The organism is Chitinimonas arctica (genome assembly GCF_007431345.1).
GTDB lineage: Bacteria > Pseudomonadota > Gammaproteobacteria > Burkholderiales > Chitinimonadaceae > Chitinimonas > Chitinimonas arctica.
This window is the reverse complement of the sequence record NZ_CP041730.1, coordinates 4,959,509-4,976,795: the sequence shown is the minus strand read 5'-3', so window position 1 is coordinate 4,976,795 and position 17,287 is coordinate 4,959,509. Positions and strand designations below refer to the sequence as shown.

Sequence of the window (17,287 nt, the reverse complement as noted above, 5' to 3'; positions counted from 1 at the left end):
GATCAGCTTTGGGCGGACAATGCCGACAATTGTTGAGTCAGGAAATTACTGGTCTGCTGCAAACGCGAAATGGTCACGTCCAGTGAAGTGAACTGGGTCCGATAGCGCTTTTCCACGTCGCCAAGCCGCTTGTTGAGCTTGGTCATCTGCCCTTCCAGGTCCTTTAGCCCGGTATTGAGGCTATTGGTGCGGGTGGTCAGCGAGCCGTTGGCGGACAGCATGGTATCCAGGGCGCCATCGAGCTGGAAGGCGAAGCCGCGATTGAAGGCAACGCTGCCGCGATTGCCGACCGAGCCGCCATTGATCAGCATTTTCAGGCCATTGGCAGCACCGGCGCCGGTCAGGTATTGACCGTTGCCGACCGCCGCCGTCATGCCGATGGAACCGGCCACGTCCAGTCCGGCGGTACCGGTGGCGACATCCAGGCCCAGCGTTGCGGCGCTATTGGTATCCACCGAAGTCATGGCCACGGTCGAAGCGGCCCCGTAGCGGCTGGAATTGATCTGGAACTTGCCGGTGGCGCTATCGTAGACCACCGACACCGCTGCGCCTGCAGCCTTCAGGGTGACATCCCCGTTGATCTTCGACTGCATGGCGTTGGCCAGCTCGCTGGGCGAGGCATACGTGCCCTGGTTCAGGCTGATGGCTGCCGAGGAGATCCCGTCGACCTTGATGGTGAAGGTGTCGTTGTCGGCATCGATCAGCACGGAGCCGGTAAGCGGCTGGGCGGCGGTCAGGGCGCCGGACACGCCAGGCGAACCCGCCGTGCCGCTGGCAACCGTCAAGCCCAAGGTGGAGGCGGTATTGGTGTCGACCGACAATACCGAGACATTCGAGCTGACGCCGGTACTGTTGGAGGTCACGATAAACTTGCGTGCACCATTGTCGTAGCTGACCGCCACGCTGACGCCTGCCCCGCTCAGGGTGGCATCGGCGTTGATCTTGCTCTGCAGCTCCGCGGCCATGGCCGCCGGCGTGGCGTAGGTGCCGGCGGTCAGGGTGATGGCGCCCGAGGCGGTGCCGTCCACATTGACCGTCAGGCTGTCGTTATTGCTATCCACCACGATATTGGACACCGGCACGGCAGCGCTGCCGGCCAGGCTGGCCTGGGTGGCGATCTGGCTGATCTGGACCGCGTAGTTGCCGGGTTGGGTGCCGGTGGTGGCGCTGAAATACCGTACCTGGCTATCGGTACTGACACCGTAGGAGCCGAACAGGCTGGCAACCGCGCCGGCATTGCTGCTGACAGCTGCCGCGAACTTGGTGCTGTCATAGGTCATGGCGCCGCTCTTGGCGAAGCCGACCCCGACATCCGCCAAGCGGGTAAAGCCGCCGCTGAGCACGCCATTCATCACGCCGCGCAGTTGCGACTGGACCGTGCGGACGATGGCCTCGCCCTGCAATACGCCGGCTTGCTTGCTGGCAGGATCGTAGAACGACAGATCTGTCAGGTTTTGCTTAAGTTCATTATAGGATTTTACAAAAGCTTCCATGTTCTTGCCGGCGTTGGTCGAATCACGCCCGACATTGATGGTAACGGGTGCAGTGGTGACCTTGAGCAGATTGAAACTCAGGCCGGTAACGATATCGGAAGCGGTATTGGATTCATTGGTCACGGCAATGCCGTTGACCTTCAGTTTGGCGCTCTTGCCCGCCTGTACTTCGGTGAGGTTCTGGCCGGCACCGGCAGCTTGCGCCGGATTGTAGGCGAGACTGGACAAGCCTGTGGTATCCGAACTGGCGCCGTCGCCGTCGGCCACGGTGATACGCATGGCGTTGGACGCGCCGGTATCGTTGGACGACAGTACCAGCCGATAGCCGGAGCCGTCGTTGATGATGGAGGCGGTCACCCCGGCATTGGCGCTGTTGACGGCATCACGCACGCCGTTGAGCGTGTTGTGCTGGGCATCGATGGTGATGGATGTCGCCGATTTCTTCGGGTTGGTGGTGAACTTGGCGCCACTATAGACACCGTTCGCGTCGGCATTGATCACGCCGCCGGTATTATCGGTGATGCTGCCAAAGTCGATCAGCAGGGTGCCGGTGCCGATCACCGCATCGACACTGCTGTACACCCCGGTCTTGATACGCTGGCTCTGTGCCAGTTGCGATACTTCGATCGACTGGCTACCGATGCCGGCGATGGGCGATGCACTGGCGGTGACCGAGCTGGCGTCGGAGGAACTGGCGACGGGTTGCAGGAACTGGCCGGTGGAATTGAGTGCGCGGGCAGCCGATTGGAAATTGGCCAGCGCGCCGCGCAGGGTGCCCAATGCGGTCAACTTGGCGGTCGCGGAGGCGGCCTTCTGGGTAATCTGTCTCTGTGGTTGCTCCCGCTCGGCGGCGACCAGCTTGGAAACCAGATCCTCGACGTTCAGCCCCGAACCGAGGCCAGTAGATGTGAGTGCCATTGCAAACTCCTCCACCGTGACCGGCAACACTTGCCGGGCACGGTCTTCATGCCTTGTCGCGAATCAGCAAACCTTGCAGCTTGTCGATCGCGCGGGCGATTTCGACCACGTCTTCGGTGGGTATCTGCCGAATGACCGCTTTCGACTCCAGATCCACCACTTTGACTATCTTCAGCTTAGTGTCATCGTCGATACTGAATTGAATGCTGCGACCGGAGGCGGAAATCGCCTGGTTCAGCTTGCGTACCGAATCTTCCACGCTGGGTTGTTTCTGTTCCGTCTGGGTGGTTTTGGCGGTGGCGGCAAGCTGTTGCCCACCATCGACCGCTTTGGCCGCAGGTTCACTCTGCAGCAAGGAACGTGCCAAATTCGGATCGATCTGGCTGGTGCTTGGCGCGACCAAGCTGTTGTTAAGGGCCTGAACTGGCATGTTGGCTTCTCCTTGGCAAAAGCCCCGGCAGGCCTGCTGGCGTTGCCGGGGCGTGCTGCTATGCAATCAACTCGCTTTGCGCTTAGCCACGCAGTAGCGACAGCACTTGGTTCGGCAAGGCATTGGCCTGCGCCAGGATCGCGGTACCGGCCTGCTGCAGAATCTGCGAGCGGGTCAGATTAGCCGTTTCCGAAGCGAAGTCCGCATCCCGGATCCGCGAGCGCGAGGCCGTGATGTTTTCGCCGGCGGTCTGCAGATTGGCGATGGTCGCGGTGAAGCGGCTCTGCAAGGCACCGAAGGCGGCACGTTGACCGTTGACCGTGGCCAGCGCGCTATCGATGATGCGCAGTGCGCGGGTCGCGTTGTCGCTGGTGCTGACGTCCAAGGTCGCGACCGCCTGCAAGGTCGAACCTTGCACCACACCGGAAGCCAGCGATACGCCGGATACCGCGCCGGGCTGGCCGCTGGTGCCGATGATACCCGAGGCGAAATTGAAGCCGCTGGTGGAGATCGAGTAGCTCTTGTCCGAGTCCAGGGTGACCTGGCCGGCGACCCTTATCACGTTGCCCGAGAAGGTGGTGGTGCCATTGGTACCGGTAGCCGCAGCCGAGACCGCGAAGTTGGTACCGTTGGCGCCCGACAGGGTAAAGCCGCCGCTGGCTGCATTGGCCGCCGCTTGCAGGATGATGTCGTCGCCGCCGTCGTTGCTCAGGATCAGGCCATTGTTGGTGGCGTTGAGGCGCGCGGTGATACCGGTCTGCGAAGAGTTGTTATTGAAAGCGCTGACTGCATCCGCCAGGCCGTCGGCGGTGGTCGCATTGGACACGGTAAAGTTGATGTTGACGGTGTTGGAGTTCGAGCCCGACACATTCAAGGAATAGGTCTGGCCGGTCACACCGGTAAAGGTGATGGTTGCCGTGGTACGCGCGATGGCACGCACGCCGGTCTGGCCCACGCCGTTGATCGCATCGGCGAGGTTGCGGGCGGTGGAACCGGAATTCAGGGTGGTTACCGTACCGACGCCATTACCGCCGTTGATGGTCAGCGTACCGCTGGTGGTACCGGAGTAGGTGGTACCGGAGGTGGCGACGATACCGGCCGTGGTGGAGGTATTGAGGCCAAGGCCGACACCGGTGGTCGCGTACACGGCGTTGGCATTGTTACCTTGCTGGAAGGTACCGTAGTTGGTGGTACGGAAGTTCGCGGTGGTCGCCGTCAGGACTTCGTTGGCATTGGCGCCGATCTGGTAGATCGAGGTGCCGAACGAGCCGTTGAACAGCTTGGAACCGTTGAAGTCGGTGCTTTGCGCATAGCGGTCGAGCTCGGAAGTCAGCTGCTGTACTTCGGAGTTGATCGCGCTGCGGTCCGACGAGGAATTGGTGGCATTGATCGACTGTACCGACAGCTCACGAATACGCTGCAGGATATCGCTGACCTGGGACAGCGCGCCTTCGCCGACCTGCGACAGCGACACGCCGTCGTTGGCATTGCGGCGGGCTTGGTCCAGGCCGCGGATCTGCGCGGTGAAACGCTCGGAGATGGCCAGGCCGGCCGCATCGTCCTTGGCGGAGTTGATGCGCAGGCCGGAAGAGAGCCGTTGCAGCGAAGTCGACAGGCTGTCCTGCGACTTGTTGAGATTCCGTTGGGCATTCAGCGACGGAATGTTGGTGTTGATAACGGACGCCATGATCGACTCCTTGTCAGATTTAAAATACGTTCAACGCTAGGCGATCAACGCCTCTGGATTACTTATCGGCGACCGTTTTCAAAACTTTAGGGGTCAATCAGGAAATTCTCATGCTGGTGCTCGAATCATCCCGGCCTGGGCCTGGAACCTGGTGCGCTGGCAGCGTGGCGTACCCATCCGCGCCACCTGGCCACCTTAAGAAACAAGTACCTAGCCAAGTCGGACAGTGTACGCGCGGAAAAGCGTGGTGAGTAGCCTTACCGACAGCCAGGGGGTTCCCTCGCGCAATACGAGGGAAGACCTCGGGATAGAGACAGTCATGCCGGCTGTGCTAGACCAGGTTGCATGCGCAATGCCGGGTGATTGCGGGCACAAGGGGCGCGGCAGGTAATTTCCTGGCCGACGGTGGTATACCCAAATGAACCACCCCCAGCCCTTCCCATGCGGAGCCGAGATCGGGGCAGAGCACGAGGGCCGTCACGAACGCTTCCTGAGCCTGCATGAGGTCACCTTGGGCTACCAGAGCCATACCGCCATCCAACCGTACCTTGGCAGAATCTATAACGCGCTGGGACTGCGTCGCCATGGTGCCGAAACTCGCGTATTTCCAACCACCCAAGGACCGCATAGCTTGTTCTTCCCCATTCATCGTGGCTGCATTGAACAGGTTTCTGGCTCTCTCGAAATTGCCGCGGGCAAATTGTTGACAGGCGTCTTCGTAAAATTGCCGTGTCCGGGTTTCGTCACCGCTGGCCTCATCTTCCACCGCGCCAGCCTGCGCCAATAGCTGATTGCTCTCCAATGCAGCTGCCATTGCGGCCATCGTCCGTCTTTGCGATGCATTGGGGGCAGGGGTTTCACTCAAGGCAAGGTAGCATAAGTGACGATTCTTCTGCACGGCGCCCAGCAGCACGCTTCGTCCCCGGTCACCGATCGGATTGTCGCTTAAATCCAGCGCGGTCAGCGTACTATTGTAATGAAGCACATCCGCCAATTCCTCCGCTCCGTTGTCGTCTATGGAATTGGCACGCAGTTCGAGTTTGACCAGGCTCGTATTCACGGCAAGCCCCTTGGCGAGAAAGCGCGTGGCGGGGAAGTCCAATTGACATTCATTCAAGCTGAGTTCTCTCAGCCGCACATTCTCCCTTTGCAGCAATACGCCTATTTGCGTCGCCCCCGCCAGACCGAGCCTGTTATTGCTCAGTTCGAGCGATTGCAGGGATAGATTTGCAGCAGCGCCCGTACAAATATTGTATGTGCCGATGATGTCGAGCTGATTATTGAGCAAACAAAGCTCTTTAAGCGTGACGTTGGCGATCAGCATGTAGAATAAAGCCTCCGTCGTAGCTGGGCTGATCACGTTGTCCGCCAGCTTCAATGACGTGAGTTGATTATTCAGCACCAATACCGCGGCCAAGTCCTGCACCATGGCATCGGTAAATTGCGGCCCGCTCAGATGGAGCCCTACCAGCCCGGGGTCGTTGTTCATCAGATTTTCAAGAAGCACCTCGCAGTGCGTCGGGACGCTATCGTCCGCCGGCGGTTCGTTTGGCGTTGTCGAGAAGTCGGAACCACGAACCGGATTGATATTTTCCATGATATGCCCTCCAAAATCCGAAATAGCCGCCGGGTGGCGGCCATCTGGCTCTGCGAACATGCATGGACGAAAACTTGGGACGCTTCTCCTTGTTTAAGGATTTATGGATTTTCTGTCCATAGGGTGGCCGGCAACAGCCACCCTATTTCGTCAGAACTCGAACCAGGCCGCCATCCATTCCGGCAAATGGTCATCCAGTAGCCAATGGTCGATGACGTACTGCCGCAGCTTGTCGCCCTGCCTGGCGGTAGCGTCGAGATCGGCCAGGTGTTCGCGGATGGCCGCGACCCAGCGGGCCGGATCATTCGGTACCAAGGTGATGGGATAGTCACCCTGATAGGGCAGGATATCGGTCGCCACCATGGGATAGCCGAGGATGCCGTACTCCAGGATGCGCAAATTGCTCTTGCACTCGTTGAACGCGTTGTATTCCAACGGCGCCAGCGCCAGGTCGAGGTTGAGGCTGGCCAGCGCGGCCGGATAATCGTCGAAGCCGACGCCGGGCGGCACCTCCTTGATATATTGCTTGATGGGTTCCGGACACATGCCGAAGAATATCCAGTCCACCTCGTCCGCCAGCTCGCGCACCACGTCGTAGATGATCTCCAGGTCGCCGGAATGGCTCATGCCGCCCGCCCAGCCCACGCGCGGTTTTCTACCCGCCCGCCGCTTGGGTTTGAGATCGCCCCAGATGGTGAAGTCCATGCTGTTCTTGACGACCCGGATATCGGGGTGGAAGTCGCCGAAGGCTTGCTTGAGCGGTTCGGTCGAAACGATAAAGCGGTCACAGAAGGCCAGCGCATTACGCAGCTTGGCATCGAGCTGGCGTGGGACATCCGGCCGGTGCAGGCTCTTGCTGGGCACGTCGGTGAACAGGTCGTCGGTCTCGAAAACCAGCTTGGCGTTGTAATGGCGCTTGTATTCGCGCAGGAACGGCAGCTGGTGGTCCATCATCTGCCGCTGCAGTACGATGGTATCGGGCGCCACCCGGCCGATTTCGGTGATGCTGTAGTGATCGAAGCTGGACCAGCCGTCGATCAAACCCTTGCGATAGGCGGCGCGCTGCGGTTGCATGACCCGGTAGTTGCCACAACCGGCGCTGTCGCCAGGCATGGACAGCAGGCGCGGCAACGGCTTCCAGCTCAGGGCCTGCTTGGTCAGCAGCAGGCGCGGTTCGATATGGAAAGGCTCGTTCTGCAGCGACAGATTGCGGTTATAGGCCGGATCGTTGCTGAGACGCGGCAACCATTTCTCGTACAGCAGCGCCCTATTCTGCTCTTCGCGTTCGCTGCGGTCGGCTTCGCTGATCAGGGCGGGGTCGCACAGGCTGCTGCCGCCTTTGTGATAAAGATTGGCATAGGGCGTCCATAGCACGCGCAAACCGGCCTCGCCCACCCGCAGGCAGAAATCGTGGTCGGCGTGGTAGAGGTCGAAGGCCTCGTTCATGCCGCCCAATTGTTGGTACAAGGCCTTTTTGACCAGCATGCAGCTGGCGGCGACGGCGGAGTAGTTCTGCACCGTCTGCAAGCGTCCGAAATAGCCGGGGGCGTCGAAGCGATGGCCGCGATAAGGCGTATTGGCCACGCCGTGCAAGCCCAGAATCCGGCCGGCTTCGTTGATCGTCTCGTCGCCATTGATCAGCCTGGCACCGACCACGCCCACTTCCGGCCGCTGTGCTTCCGCCATCATTTCGTGCAACCAGTCGGCGTTGATCGCCTGCACGTCATTATCGAGGAAGAGCAGATAGTCGCCCTGCGCCTGGTCCGCCGCCAGATTGCGGATATGGGCCAGATTGAGGGCCTCGGGCAGGTGGAACACGCGCAACTGGTTGCTGTTGAGGCTATCGAGCTCCAGTAGATAGGCCAAGGTGGCTTCGTCCTGGCTGCCGGTATCGACAATCAGGATTTCCATCTGCGGCCAGCTGGTCTGCTTGGAAACCGATTCCAGACAGTTTTGCAGATCCTGCAAATGCTCGCGGGTGGCGATGATGATGCTGACCAGCGGGGTATCGGGGTGTTGATACCGCACCCGGTAGGTGCCCGCCAAGCGGCCGGCCTCCACCTCGGCGGCGACGCCGGTACGGCGGAAATGGTCGGTCAGTGCGATACGGCCGGCGGCCAGCGATTCGTCGGTGGGCAACAGATCCAGGCTGCGTTTGGCCGCACGGTGATACAGCACATCGGCTACATGGCCTATGCCTTGCTCCCCCACCGCTTCCAGGGCGCGTAACAATAGATCGGCGGTGCCGGCGCCCAGCAGATTCAGGTCGTAGCCGCCAATCTGGCCGAACAATGGGCGACTGATCAAATAAAAATCGCCGATATAGGGCAGTTCGTAAAAATAGTCCGGGCTGAAATCCGGTTTGAAATGTGGCCCCTCGTAACGGCCCGGGGCGTCGATCCGGTCTTCGTCGGCGTACAGCAGTTGCCAGTCCGGGTGGCTGTAGGCCGCCTCCATCAAATAAAGGAAGGCTTGTCCGGCCACCTCATCGCCACATTGCAGCACCGTCAGCCAGTCGGCACTCGAGCTCGCGAACAACTGATTGAGGCCGGCATGCACATTGCCGTCGTGCCGTAGCCAGTCGAAACGCTCGCCGGCGACGAATTCCGCCGGCGGCTCGACCGGCGCCAGCACGGTAAAGCGAATCGCGTAGTAGAGCTGGTTGGCCAGCGAGGAAATGGTGGTGGTCAGCGCCGGCAAGGTCTCTTCGGTGCCGACGATGGCGATATGGATCTGCGGGTGCTTGCCCCACTGCGCCATGCGCGCTTCGAACAGGTTGGCCTCCGGCGTGGACAACCGATGCTCCTGCAGAAAGCGCTGATAACGGTCGGCCGGCTGCGGCGCCGGCAAGGCCGGCGGCGCGTAGTTATCCAGGGCCTGGGCGCCGGGTTCCACCAGCATATAGAACTGCAACGCGCACAGCTCGGCCAGCTCATCCGCCGTCACGCCCTTCAGGATCATCCGCCCCGCATCGATATCGCACGGTACCTTGTTGAGGAAGAGCTGGTAGAGATTGGCCAGGCGCGGGTCGATGCCCGGCACCGAACGCACCACGTGGTAGCCGGTCTCGTGGTAGAAGCGCAGCATTTCCTTATAGGTAAAGAAGCGGATATGGGTGATATCCAACAGCCCCCACGAGTCATAGCGCCAATAGCCCTGCGCCAGGTCCTCCATCAGGCCGATATTGCGCACATTGGGAATACTGGAAACGATCTGGGCCCGGGGCGATAGCAGCGGCTTGAGCGCGGTCAAGACCTGCCAGGGGTTGTACATATGCTCCAGCACGTCGGCTACGATCACCGCATCCAGCGTCCCCGGCTCGATACCTTCCAAGGCCAGGTCGAAGTCCTCGAACTTGCCGACCAGCACCCGGTCCAGCCGGGTCGTGGCCTTGGCTGCCGCGGCTTCGTTCATTTCGATGCCCCAGACCCTGGCATCCGGATACTTCTGTTTGAAATACAGACCGGTACCGCCGGCGGCACAACCGATATCCAGCAGCAGCCTGGGTTCATTGCTGAACATATCGACCAGGTCGGGACGGCGTCCGTCGTGGTAACCGGTAGCATCGATATGGGCCACATCCAGCAATTGCTGCCAGATATATTGCGAGGCTTCGACCGGACGCAGCAATTGCCGCATCAACTCGGCCGTACGCTGGCCGGCCAGCCCGTCCACCCCCGCGTTATAGCGCGGCGCGGCGGCCTGCAGCTTGGCGGAGAGATGGGCGCGCGTCTCGGCCGAGGCCAATAGATGCGCCAGGATGGGCGCCAGCTCCTCTTCGGTCGCTTCCAGCACCCCCGAATCGGCATCGAAACTGGGGCCCAGCCGCAAGCCAAACCAATTGAGCAGGTTCACTACCGGGGTACCGACCTGCATGGCTTCCACCTGGATATTCGAATCCGCGCCCACCATGACATCGGCGGCCACTACCCAGTCTTCGGTATGGGTCATGGCAAAGCAATAATCGTCGGCGGCGAACCCCGCCGCCAAGGCCAGGGGCGCCACATCCTCGGCCGAGCCGGAACCCGGCCGCGATTTGATGATGATTTCGGCCTCGATGCCGGCCTCGCGCAAGGCGCCGGCGGCGTCCAGGAAAACATTCAAGGTCTGGCTGAAGGCCAGGGGATCGGACAGCGCGGTCAGGTAGGCGGCCCAGGTGGTGGCGAACACGATCCAGGGCTTGGCCGGATTGAGCCCATGCCGGGCGGCCAGGCTGGCGCGGCAGGCCGCCCGATCCGCGCTGCGGCCGGCATAGCCGTCCCAAGCCGGATTCCCGACGATATAGCATTGCTGCGGATCCACCCCGATGTCGACATAGCTTTCCAGGCCGCGCTGGCCATACACCGCCAGGCGGTCGGTGAACAAGCGGCTATGCACGGTATACGGCTTGCTCAGCGCCACGCCATGCATCAGTTGCAGGCTGGGCACCTCGCGCCGCTTGCTCCAGATCACCGCCGTCTTGGATTGGGCGGTGACATCCTCGCTGACCACCAGGAGGCGGATATCCAGGCTCTCCTGGGCGATCTCCAGCGCTTCCAGCAGGCGGACCTGGGCCGGTACCTCGGCATCGGCCCGCAGTTTGACCAGTTCGGCGAATACGGCTTCCTCGGTGGCGAGTTCCTTATTGATATCCTCCCAGCCCAGCGTGGCGAAATAGCCATTCAACTTGTTCAGCACCGTGTTCACGTCGGTATGGACACGCAGGTCCGCCGCTTCGTCCAGCAAGCTTTCGAGGGTGACCAAGCGACTGCCGAGCTGCTCCAGGGTGGCGGCGGTGGCCGCATCCCAGTAGATCTGCTGGGTCAAAACCAGCAGGCCGGGTTCGCGCTGGCAGAAGGCGGTCAGCACCGAGTGATAACGCGGCCACAGTAAGGAAACGATTGCGCCCTGCTTCATTGTTGTTCTCCCTGCTGGAAAATTCTCAGGTACTCGGTTAGCACATCGCGCAACAGGTTGTATTCCATGCCGGGTCCCAAGGGCACCCCCTTGCTCTCGAACTTGGCGCCGAAGTCGCCGCCGCGGCGCCAGTCGGCGGCCAGCCTGAGGGCGTAGCTATCCAGATCATCCTGCAGGCGCCAGTCGTCGAACAGCTGCCTGGCCCGTTCCGGTACCAAGCGGTCGGCCCCCAGGGCCGGATTGAGGCGGCGAACCGTCTCCAGCATCTGATAGAACAGATAGGCACTGCGCGGGTGGCCGAGGCCGGCATCCAGCGCGGCGCCGAAATCGTCGGGCAGCTTGCCCAGGGCGGCGTCGAGCTCGCCATTGCGCCACGCTGCATTGCGCCTGTCGTGGTCCGCCAGCCACACCTGGTTGGCGGCCGGATCGTCCACCTTGTCGAGTACCACCATAAAGCGGCCGGTAGCGGCGGTGGTCAGTCGCCAGACCACCGCCTCCTCCAGCCACAAGGCGAAATTGAATAGCTTTTGGTCGGTGGTCATCCAGCCCAGCAGCCGGTTCCACCAATGCCGGCTTTCCAGCGTGGCCAGAAAATGATTGCGGGTACTGGCGACAAAGCCGCCCACCGGGGTGATGGCCACCACGCGGTAGCCATGGTTGTCCGCCCATTCGACGATGTCCTTGGCACGCGCCAGCGACATATAGCTGCCGAAGGCGGCTTCGCCGGCCGCCACCATCTTGTCGGTGGCCTCGCCGGCCCGTAGACCGCCTCCAGGTGATCGAGCGAATGGATATCGAACAGGATGCGGCCACCAGGCTTGAGCACGCGGTCCCATTCCAGCAGGATCTCGCGCCAATGCGGGAAGTGCACCACCACATTGAGCGACAGTAGAAAGTCGAAGTCGGCCGCCGGCAAGGGCAGCTTGGCCACGTCGCCGGGTGTCAGGGTCATCGGCGTCTCGCCGGCCAAGCGGCGGGTTTCATCCAGCATGGCCTGCGAACTGTCTATGCCGGTCACGTCCATGCCGCGCTTGGCCAGAGGAATGGAGCCGCGGCCGGTACCGATACCGACGTCCAACACCCGCGGGCCGGTGGCATAGCGTTCGATATAACGCATTTCCAGCTGGTGCTTGAGCTGGTTGGTACCGCTGTTCTCGAACATGCGCTGGGAATACCAGGCCACCATGCCGGCGTCCTTCCAGGCATCGGTCTTGAAGTCGATCAGCGCTTGTTTATTGTCACTCATCTGCGTTCCTGTCCTTGTTCTCGGTCAGCGCTACCGGGAAGACACCCGTGCGCTTAAAAACCACCATCAAACCGGCATGGGCCGGTATTCGCTGCGCAACACCCCGAACTCCACCACATCGACAAATCGGCCATCCTTCCAGGCGGCTTCGCTGCGCCTGCCCTCCTCCTTCATACCCAGCCGGCCCGCCAGCGCGATCATGCCGGCATTGTCGGCAAAGGTGCCGCAATAGACCCGGTGCAGGCCCAATGCGGAAAAGCCATGCGCCAACAATAGCCTGCCTGCTTCGCTAGCGATGCCCTTGCCCCACGCGGAGCGGTCACCCAGCAGGATCGCGAACTCGGCCGAGCGATGGCGGGGATGGATCTGGTTGAGGGCGATATTGCCGACATGCACCTCATCCGCCGTCCTTACGATGGCCAACTGCAAGCTATCCTGGCGCTGCCTGGCGGCCCGGATATAGTCGCGGGCCGCCTCCGGACCATAGGGAAAGACGTGATGGCTGTTGCCGGCGCAAATATCGGCCTCGTTCAGCCAAGCCGCGTAGGGGCCGTCGGCATCGGCCTCGCATAAGGCGCGCAGGGTAATTTGCGCACCACGGAGAAAGGCGCTGGGGCGGCTCATGCCGGCAATCCGCTTAGCTGCGCCAACTGGCCCAGTACCTTCGTCCAGGCCTCGGCGATGCTGTCCACATCGGCCTCCGACAAGCCCGCATGCACATAATCCGCGTACAGCAGCGAGTCGAAATGCATCCGCTCGGTGGTGGGACATAGGCCGCGCGCATAGTCGAGCTTGCCTTGGTAGCCGGGATAGCTGAACGGGAAGCCGCCGCTGCCAAAGGCGATACGCTGCTGGTACATGGGCTGCAGATAAAGCGGCTCGACATAGCCCTCGCCCACCGGGATACCCTCGGCCCGCAGGGCGCGGGCCACGACGGAACGTGGCACGCCGCCGCTGGCGGCGTCGTACTTGATGGCGTAGACATACCAACCGTGTTCCACTTCCGCCTGCACAAACGGCAAGGTGATGGCCGGCAGTCCGGCCAGGCCGGCGCTCAGGCGGGCGGCATTGGCCTGCCGGGCGGCAAGCAGGAGCGGCAATTTTTTCAATTGCTCGGCCGCGATTGCCGCCTCGATCTCGGTCATGCGGTAGTTGAATCCCACCAGGTTGACCAGCTCGGTCTCGCCCTTGGGCTTGACCACCGCCTCGGCATGGTTGCGGATCAAGCGCATGCGCTCCGCCAGGCGGGCATCGGCACACACGGCGATGCCGCCTTCGCCGCAGTGGATGGTCTTGTGGTAGTTGAGGCTGAACACCCCGATATCGGCCAGGGTGCCGGCGGGGCGGCCGCGATAACGTGCCCCTGGACCTTGGGCATTGTCTTCGATCACCTTGATATCGTGGCGGCGGGCCAGCGCCATGATGGCGTCGAAGTCGGCCGGCTGGCCGAACAGGTCGACCACGATAATGGCCCGGGTGCGGGGCGTGATACGCGCCGCGATGGTGTCGGCCGTCAGGCAGAAAGTGGCCGGATCGATATCGGCGAAGACCGGAACGGCGCCATAGACCACCGCCGCCACGGCCGAGGCCGACATGGTGTAAGGCGAGACGATCACCTCGTCGCCCGGCCCCACCCCCAGCGCGCCGACAGCGGCATAGAGGCAGGAGGTGGCGGAGTTCATCGATACCGCATGGGCGATGCCGAAATGCGCCTCCCAGGCCCTTTCCAGCGCCTGCACCCGCTGGCCGCCGTAAAAGTCCGGCGTCCAGGCGCCAAGAAATTGCGACAGCACGGCGCTATCGAGCACGGCGTTGACGGCGGCGCGCTCCTCCGCGCCCAGCGTGTTATAGGTGGGCAAAGGGGTGCTGCGTACCGGGTTGCCGCCAAGAAGAGCCAATTTCCGCATCGGGCAAGACCACTCCAGACCATCTCGTTCAAGCCAGCAGGGCCGCCAATCCGGCCAGCACGCGCTGGGCGGATTTTCCATCCAGCGCGGGTGGCGCCGGCGGCGGGGCGTCCAGCATTCCGGCCAGCATGGCTGCCAGCTCGGCTGGATCGTCACAGCGCCGGCTAAGGCCCGAACGATTCGAGGGTAAAGGATCGCTAGCCGGTCGGCCGGGTTGGTAACTGAGTACCCGGCAGCCCAGATAGCACGCTTCCAGCAATAGCATCGAATGGATGCCTACCACCATATCGGATGCAACAAGCAAATCATGAGCCAGCGCCTCCGGCGCCAGGCGGGTATCGGGCCAGATCGCGCCGATTCCGGCAAAATCGGCGGGATCCTCGCGCGGATGCGGCTTGACGCGCAGTGCCAGCGGCCGCCCCAGGCTAGCCAAAGCCGCCTCGACATCGCGCAGGGCGGCAGCCTCATCTATCGCAGGCGGTTCTTTCAGCTGGGTAGCCAGCAGACGCAGCGGCTGCGAGACGAATAGCAGCAAGGCCTGGCCATCGGCCACGCCGCAGGCGGTGCGCAAGGCACTGCGCCGGGCGGGCGTCAGCATGCCGCCGTGCCGTGCCACCTTGTCCAGCGCGGGTTGCCCGCAAATCAGCAGGCTTTCCGCCGGGAAACCGGCCGCCACCATCTCGTCATGCGCCAAACCATCCGGCACGGCGATCAGATCGGGCAAGCAGAGCTGGCCGGCACGCAGAAAACGCGCCCGGTAGTTGCTCCAGAAATCCAGCAAGGCCAGGCAAGGCAGGCCGGCGCCTTGGGCCGCCAATATCCAGTCCAGCTCGTGCATCCCGGCATTGACCGAACTGGCGCACAACACGGCGCGGCTATCGCCCAAGGCGACCTGCGCGGCATCCGCCACCGGCCAGCCCCGCTCGCGCCAGAGCCGGGCCGATTCGGCATAGGCGTATAGGCGATGCGGCCAACCGGCGGCCTGCAGGGCTTCGATGACCGGCACCATGGCATTGCCGCCGCCCGGATCGCCGGCTACCACCGCGAGAAGGGGCGGTCTGAGCAGCGTCACGGGAGCGGCTCCTGTCGGCCACTCGCCAGGGAACGGACCGCCGCCTCGGCTGCCTGCAAGGCAGCCAGGCCATCCTGGCCATTGCAGCGCGGCTGGCGGCCGGTGTGCACGGCATCGCGCAAGTCCGCTACCGCCGCCAGCAGCAGATCGCGCATGCCGCTGCCATCCTGTTCGCGCAGCACGGGCAAGCGGTAGCCGCTGTAATAGGGGCTGTCGGCCACTTCATACCATTCGATGCGATGGCCGCTTTCCAGGATGCGTATGCGGCCGCGTTCGGCCACGATATCCATTTCGAACAGGCTGAAGGCTTGATGATCGCAGGCCAGCAGGCTGGCTTGAACGCCCTGGGCCGTCCGGATACGTAAATCCGGGCTGGGATCGCCCTCGAAATCGGCCGCTGCGCCGGACCAGGCCTGCAGCGCGGCGAGCGGGCCCAGCAGATGGCGCAGCAGATCCAGCCAATGGCTGCCGTTATGGCGTATTCCCTTGCCATAGAAGCCGCCGACCTGCTGGATGCGTCCCAGGCTCCCACTGCTCAGCGCGGCCCTGACCCGTTCGTGGGCGGGGCAGTAGCGGCGGGAATAGTTCACCGCCAGGGCGATCCGGCGAGCGGCGGCCTGTTCCACCAGGCGGGCGCCCTCCTCCACGCTCAAGGCCAGCGGTTTTTCCAGCAACACACCGCGCATACCGGGTGTGGACAAGGCTTGTTCGGCCAGACCTGCGTGGAACCGGTCCGGCGCTGCGATGCTGACCAGTTGCAGCATCTCCGTGGCCAGCATGGCGGCGGGATCGGTATAGCGCCGTTCGAGCGGGATGGCATAGCGTTCGCCGCAGTTGGCCAATTTGGCCGGATCGGGATCGGCGATGGCGTACAACTCCACGCCTTCGGCAGCGCGCCAGGCTGCGGCGTGGGTATAGATGCCGATCCGTTCGGCATCGCTGTCGAATTCGCAACCGATGCGGCCGCAGCCGATCAGGCCGGCCCGCATCATGCCAGCAGGGACCAGGCCAGGGGCGTGCCGCGCTTGATGGCTTGGCCGGCGCGGCGCCCGATGACCAGTTCGAGGTGCTTGGGCGGCAGACCCAAGCCGGGGCGGATGGCGCGGACATTGGCATGGCTAAGCGTCTCGCCAGCCGCCACGTCCGCCACCACATAGAGCGAGCGGCGAAATACCAGTGACTTCTGTTCGGCGCTGGTGGCGCCGTATTGCACCTGGCCCAAGGCCTGCCAGGCCCGCTCGGTTTCCACCACCAGGGCGGCCATTTCGTCCGGCTCCAGCGAAAAACTGGCATCGACGCCACCATCGGCGCGCCGCAGGGTGAAATGCTTCTCCAGCACGGTCGCGCCCAATGCCACCGCGGCAACCGATGCGCCCACCCCCATGGTGTGGTCGCTCAGGCCGACCTCGCAGCCAAACAGGTCGCGCAGGTGTGGAATGGTACGTAGATGGGTATTGGCCGGCGTAGCGGGATAGGTACTGGTGCACTTGAGCAGGATCAGCTGCGCGCAACCCGCCTCGCGGGCCGCCCGCACGCTTTCGTCCAGCTCGGCGACATTGGCCATGCCGGTGGAAATGATCATGGGTTTACCGGTCGCGGCCACCTTGCGTATCAAGGGAATATCGGTGTTCTCGAAGCTGGCGATCTTGTAGGCCGGCACCTGCAGGCTTTCCAGGAAATCCACCGCCGACTCGTCGAAGGGCGTGGAGAACGCCAGCATGCCCAGCGCGTTTGCCCGTTCGAACAGGGGCTGGTGCCATTCCCACGGGGTATAGGCCTCGCCGTACAGCTTATACAGCGAGCTGCCGGCCCAGAGACTGTTCGGATCGCCGATATGGAACTCGCCCTCGTCCAGGTTCAGCGTCATGGTGTCGGGCGTATAGGTCTGCAATTTGAGCGCGTGGGCGCCCGCCTTGGCCGCCGCCTCGACGATGGCCAAGGCCCGCTCCAATGATTGGTTGTGGTTGCCGCTCATCTCCGCGATGACAAAGGGCGGCGCATCCAGTCCGATGGCGCGATGGCCGATCTTGAAGGCACTCAT

The 17,287-nt window shown here is 62.7% G+C and carries 11 protein-coding genes; all 11 read right to left on the bottom strand.

The annotated features are described in order from the left end of the window. Positions 1–2 precede the first annotated feature (2 nt). The 11 genes from fliD to pseI all read right to left on the bottom strand — a co-directional run bounded on the left by fliD (position 3) and on the right by pseI (position 17,287). Positions 3–2,411, bottom strand: a complete 2,409-nt coding sequence (gene fliD, locus FNU76_RS22585; protein ID WP_144280298.1) for a flagellar filament capping protein FliD — start codon at positions 2,409–2,411, stop codon at positions 3–5. Between the two features lie 46 nt (positions 2,412–2,457). Continuing rightward, positions 2,458–2,841, bottom strand: a complete 384-nt coding sequence (locus tag FNU76_RS22580) for a flagellar protein FlaG (RefSeq protein WP_144280297.1) — start codon at positions 2,839–2,841, stop codon at positions 2,458–2,460. Between the two features lie 82 nt (positions 2,842–2,923). After that, positions 2,924–4,528: a flagellin N-terminal helical domain-containing protein gene (locus tag FNU76_RS22575; RefSeq protein WP_144280296.1), complete on the bottom strand. Its 1,605-nt coding sequence runs from the start codon at positions 4,526–4,528 to the stop codon at positions 2,924–2,926. Between the two features lie 331 nt (positions 4,529–4,859). Then, entirely contained in the window at positions 4,860–6,125 is a 1,266-nt protein-coding gene (locus FNU76_RS22570; RefSeq protein WP_179958250.1) for a leucine-rich repeat domain-containing protein, read from the bottom strand. A 150-nt stretch (positions 6,126–6,275) separates the two neighbouring features. Next, the gene (locus tag FNU76_RS22565; protein WP_144280294.1) at positions 6,276–11,021 is read right to left on the bottom strand and encodes a glycosyltransferase; all 4,746 of its coding nucleotides are present in this window, start codon (positions 11,019–11,021) and stop codon (positions 6,276–6,278) included. 538 nt (positions 11,022–11,559) lie between these two features. Further along, positions 11,560–12,267, bottom strand: a complete 708-nt coding sequence (locus tag FNU76_RS22560) for a class I SAM-dependent methyltransferase (RefSeq protein WP_144280293.1) — start codon at positions 12,265–12,267, stop codon at positions 11,560–11,562. A gap of 66 nt (positions 12,268–12,333) precedes the next feature. Continuing rightward, entirely contained in the window at positions 12,334–12,891 is a 558-nt protein-coding gene (locus FNU76_RS22555) for a GNAT family N-acetyltransferase (RefSeq protein ID WP_179958249.1), read from the bottom strand. Further along, entirely contained in the window at positions 12,888–14,165 is a 1,278-nt protein-coding gene (locus FNU76_RS22550) for a DegT/DnrJ/EryC1/StrS family aminotransferase (protein ID WP_223879146.1), read from the bottom strand. Before FNU76_RS22550 ends, FNU76_RS22555 begins: the two co-directional genes overlap by 4 nt. Positions 14,166–14,202: 37 nt before the next feature. Continuing rightward, a complete protein-coding gene (locus FNU76_RS22545) occupies positions 14,203–15,246 on the bottom strand; it encodes a glycosyltransferase family protein (protein ID WP_144280290.1) in 1,044 nt (347 codons plus the stop codon). Next, positions 15,243–16,238: a Gfo/Idh/MocA family protein gene (locus tag FNU76_RS22540; RefSeq protein ID WP_144280289.1), complete on the bottom strand. Its 996-nt coding sequence runs from the start codon at positions 16,236–16,238 to the stop codon at positions 15,243–15,245. The genes FNU76_RS22545 and FNU76_RS22540 overlap by 4 nt, the downstream gene beginning before the upstream one ends. Then, the gene (gene pseI / locus FNU76_RS22535) at positions 16,235–17,287 is read right to left on the bottom strand and encodes a pseudaminic acid synthase (protein WP_144280288.1); all 1,053 of its coding nucleotides are present in this window, start codon (positions 17,285–17,287) and stop codon (positions 16,235–16,237) included. The genes FNU76_RS22540 and pseI overlap by 4 nt, the downstream gene beginning before the upstream one ends.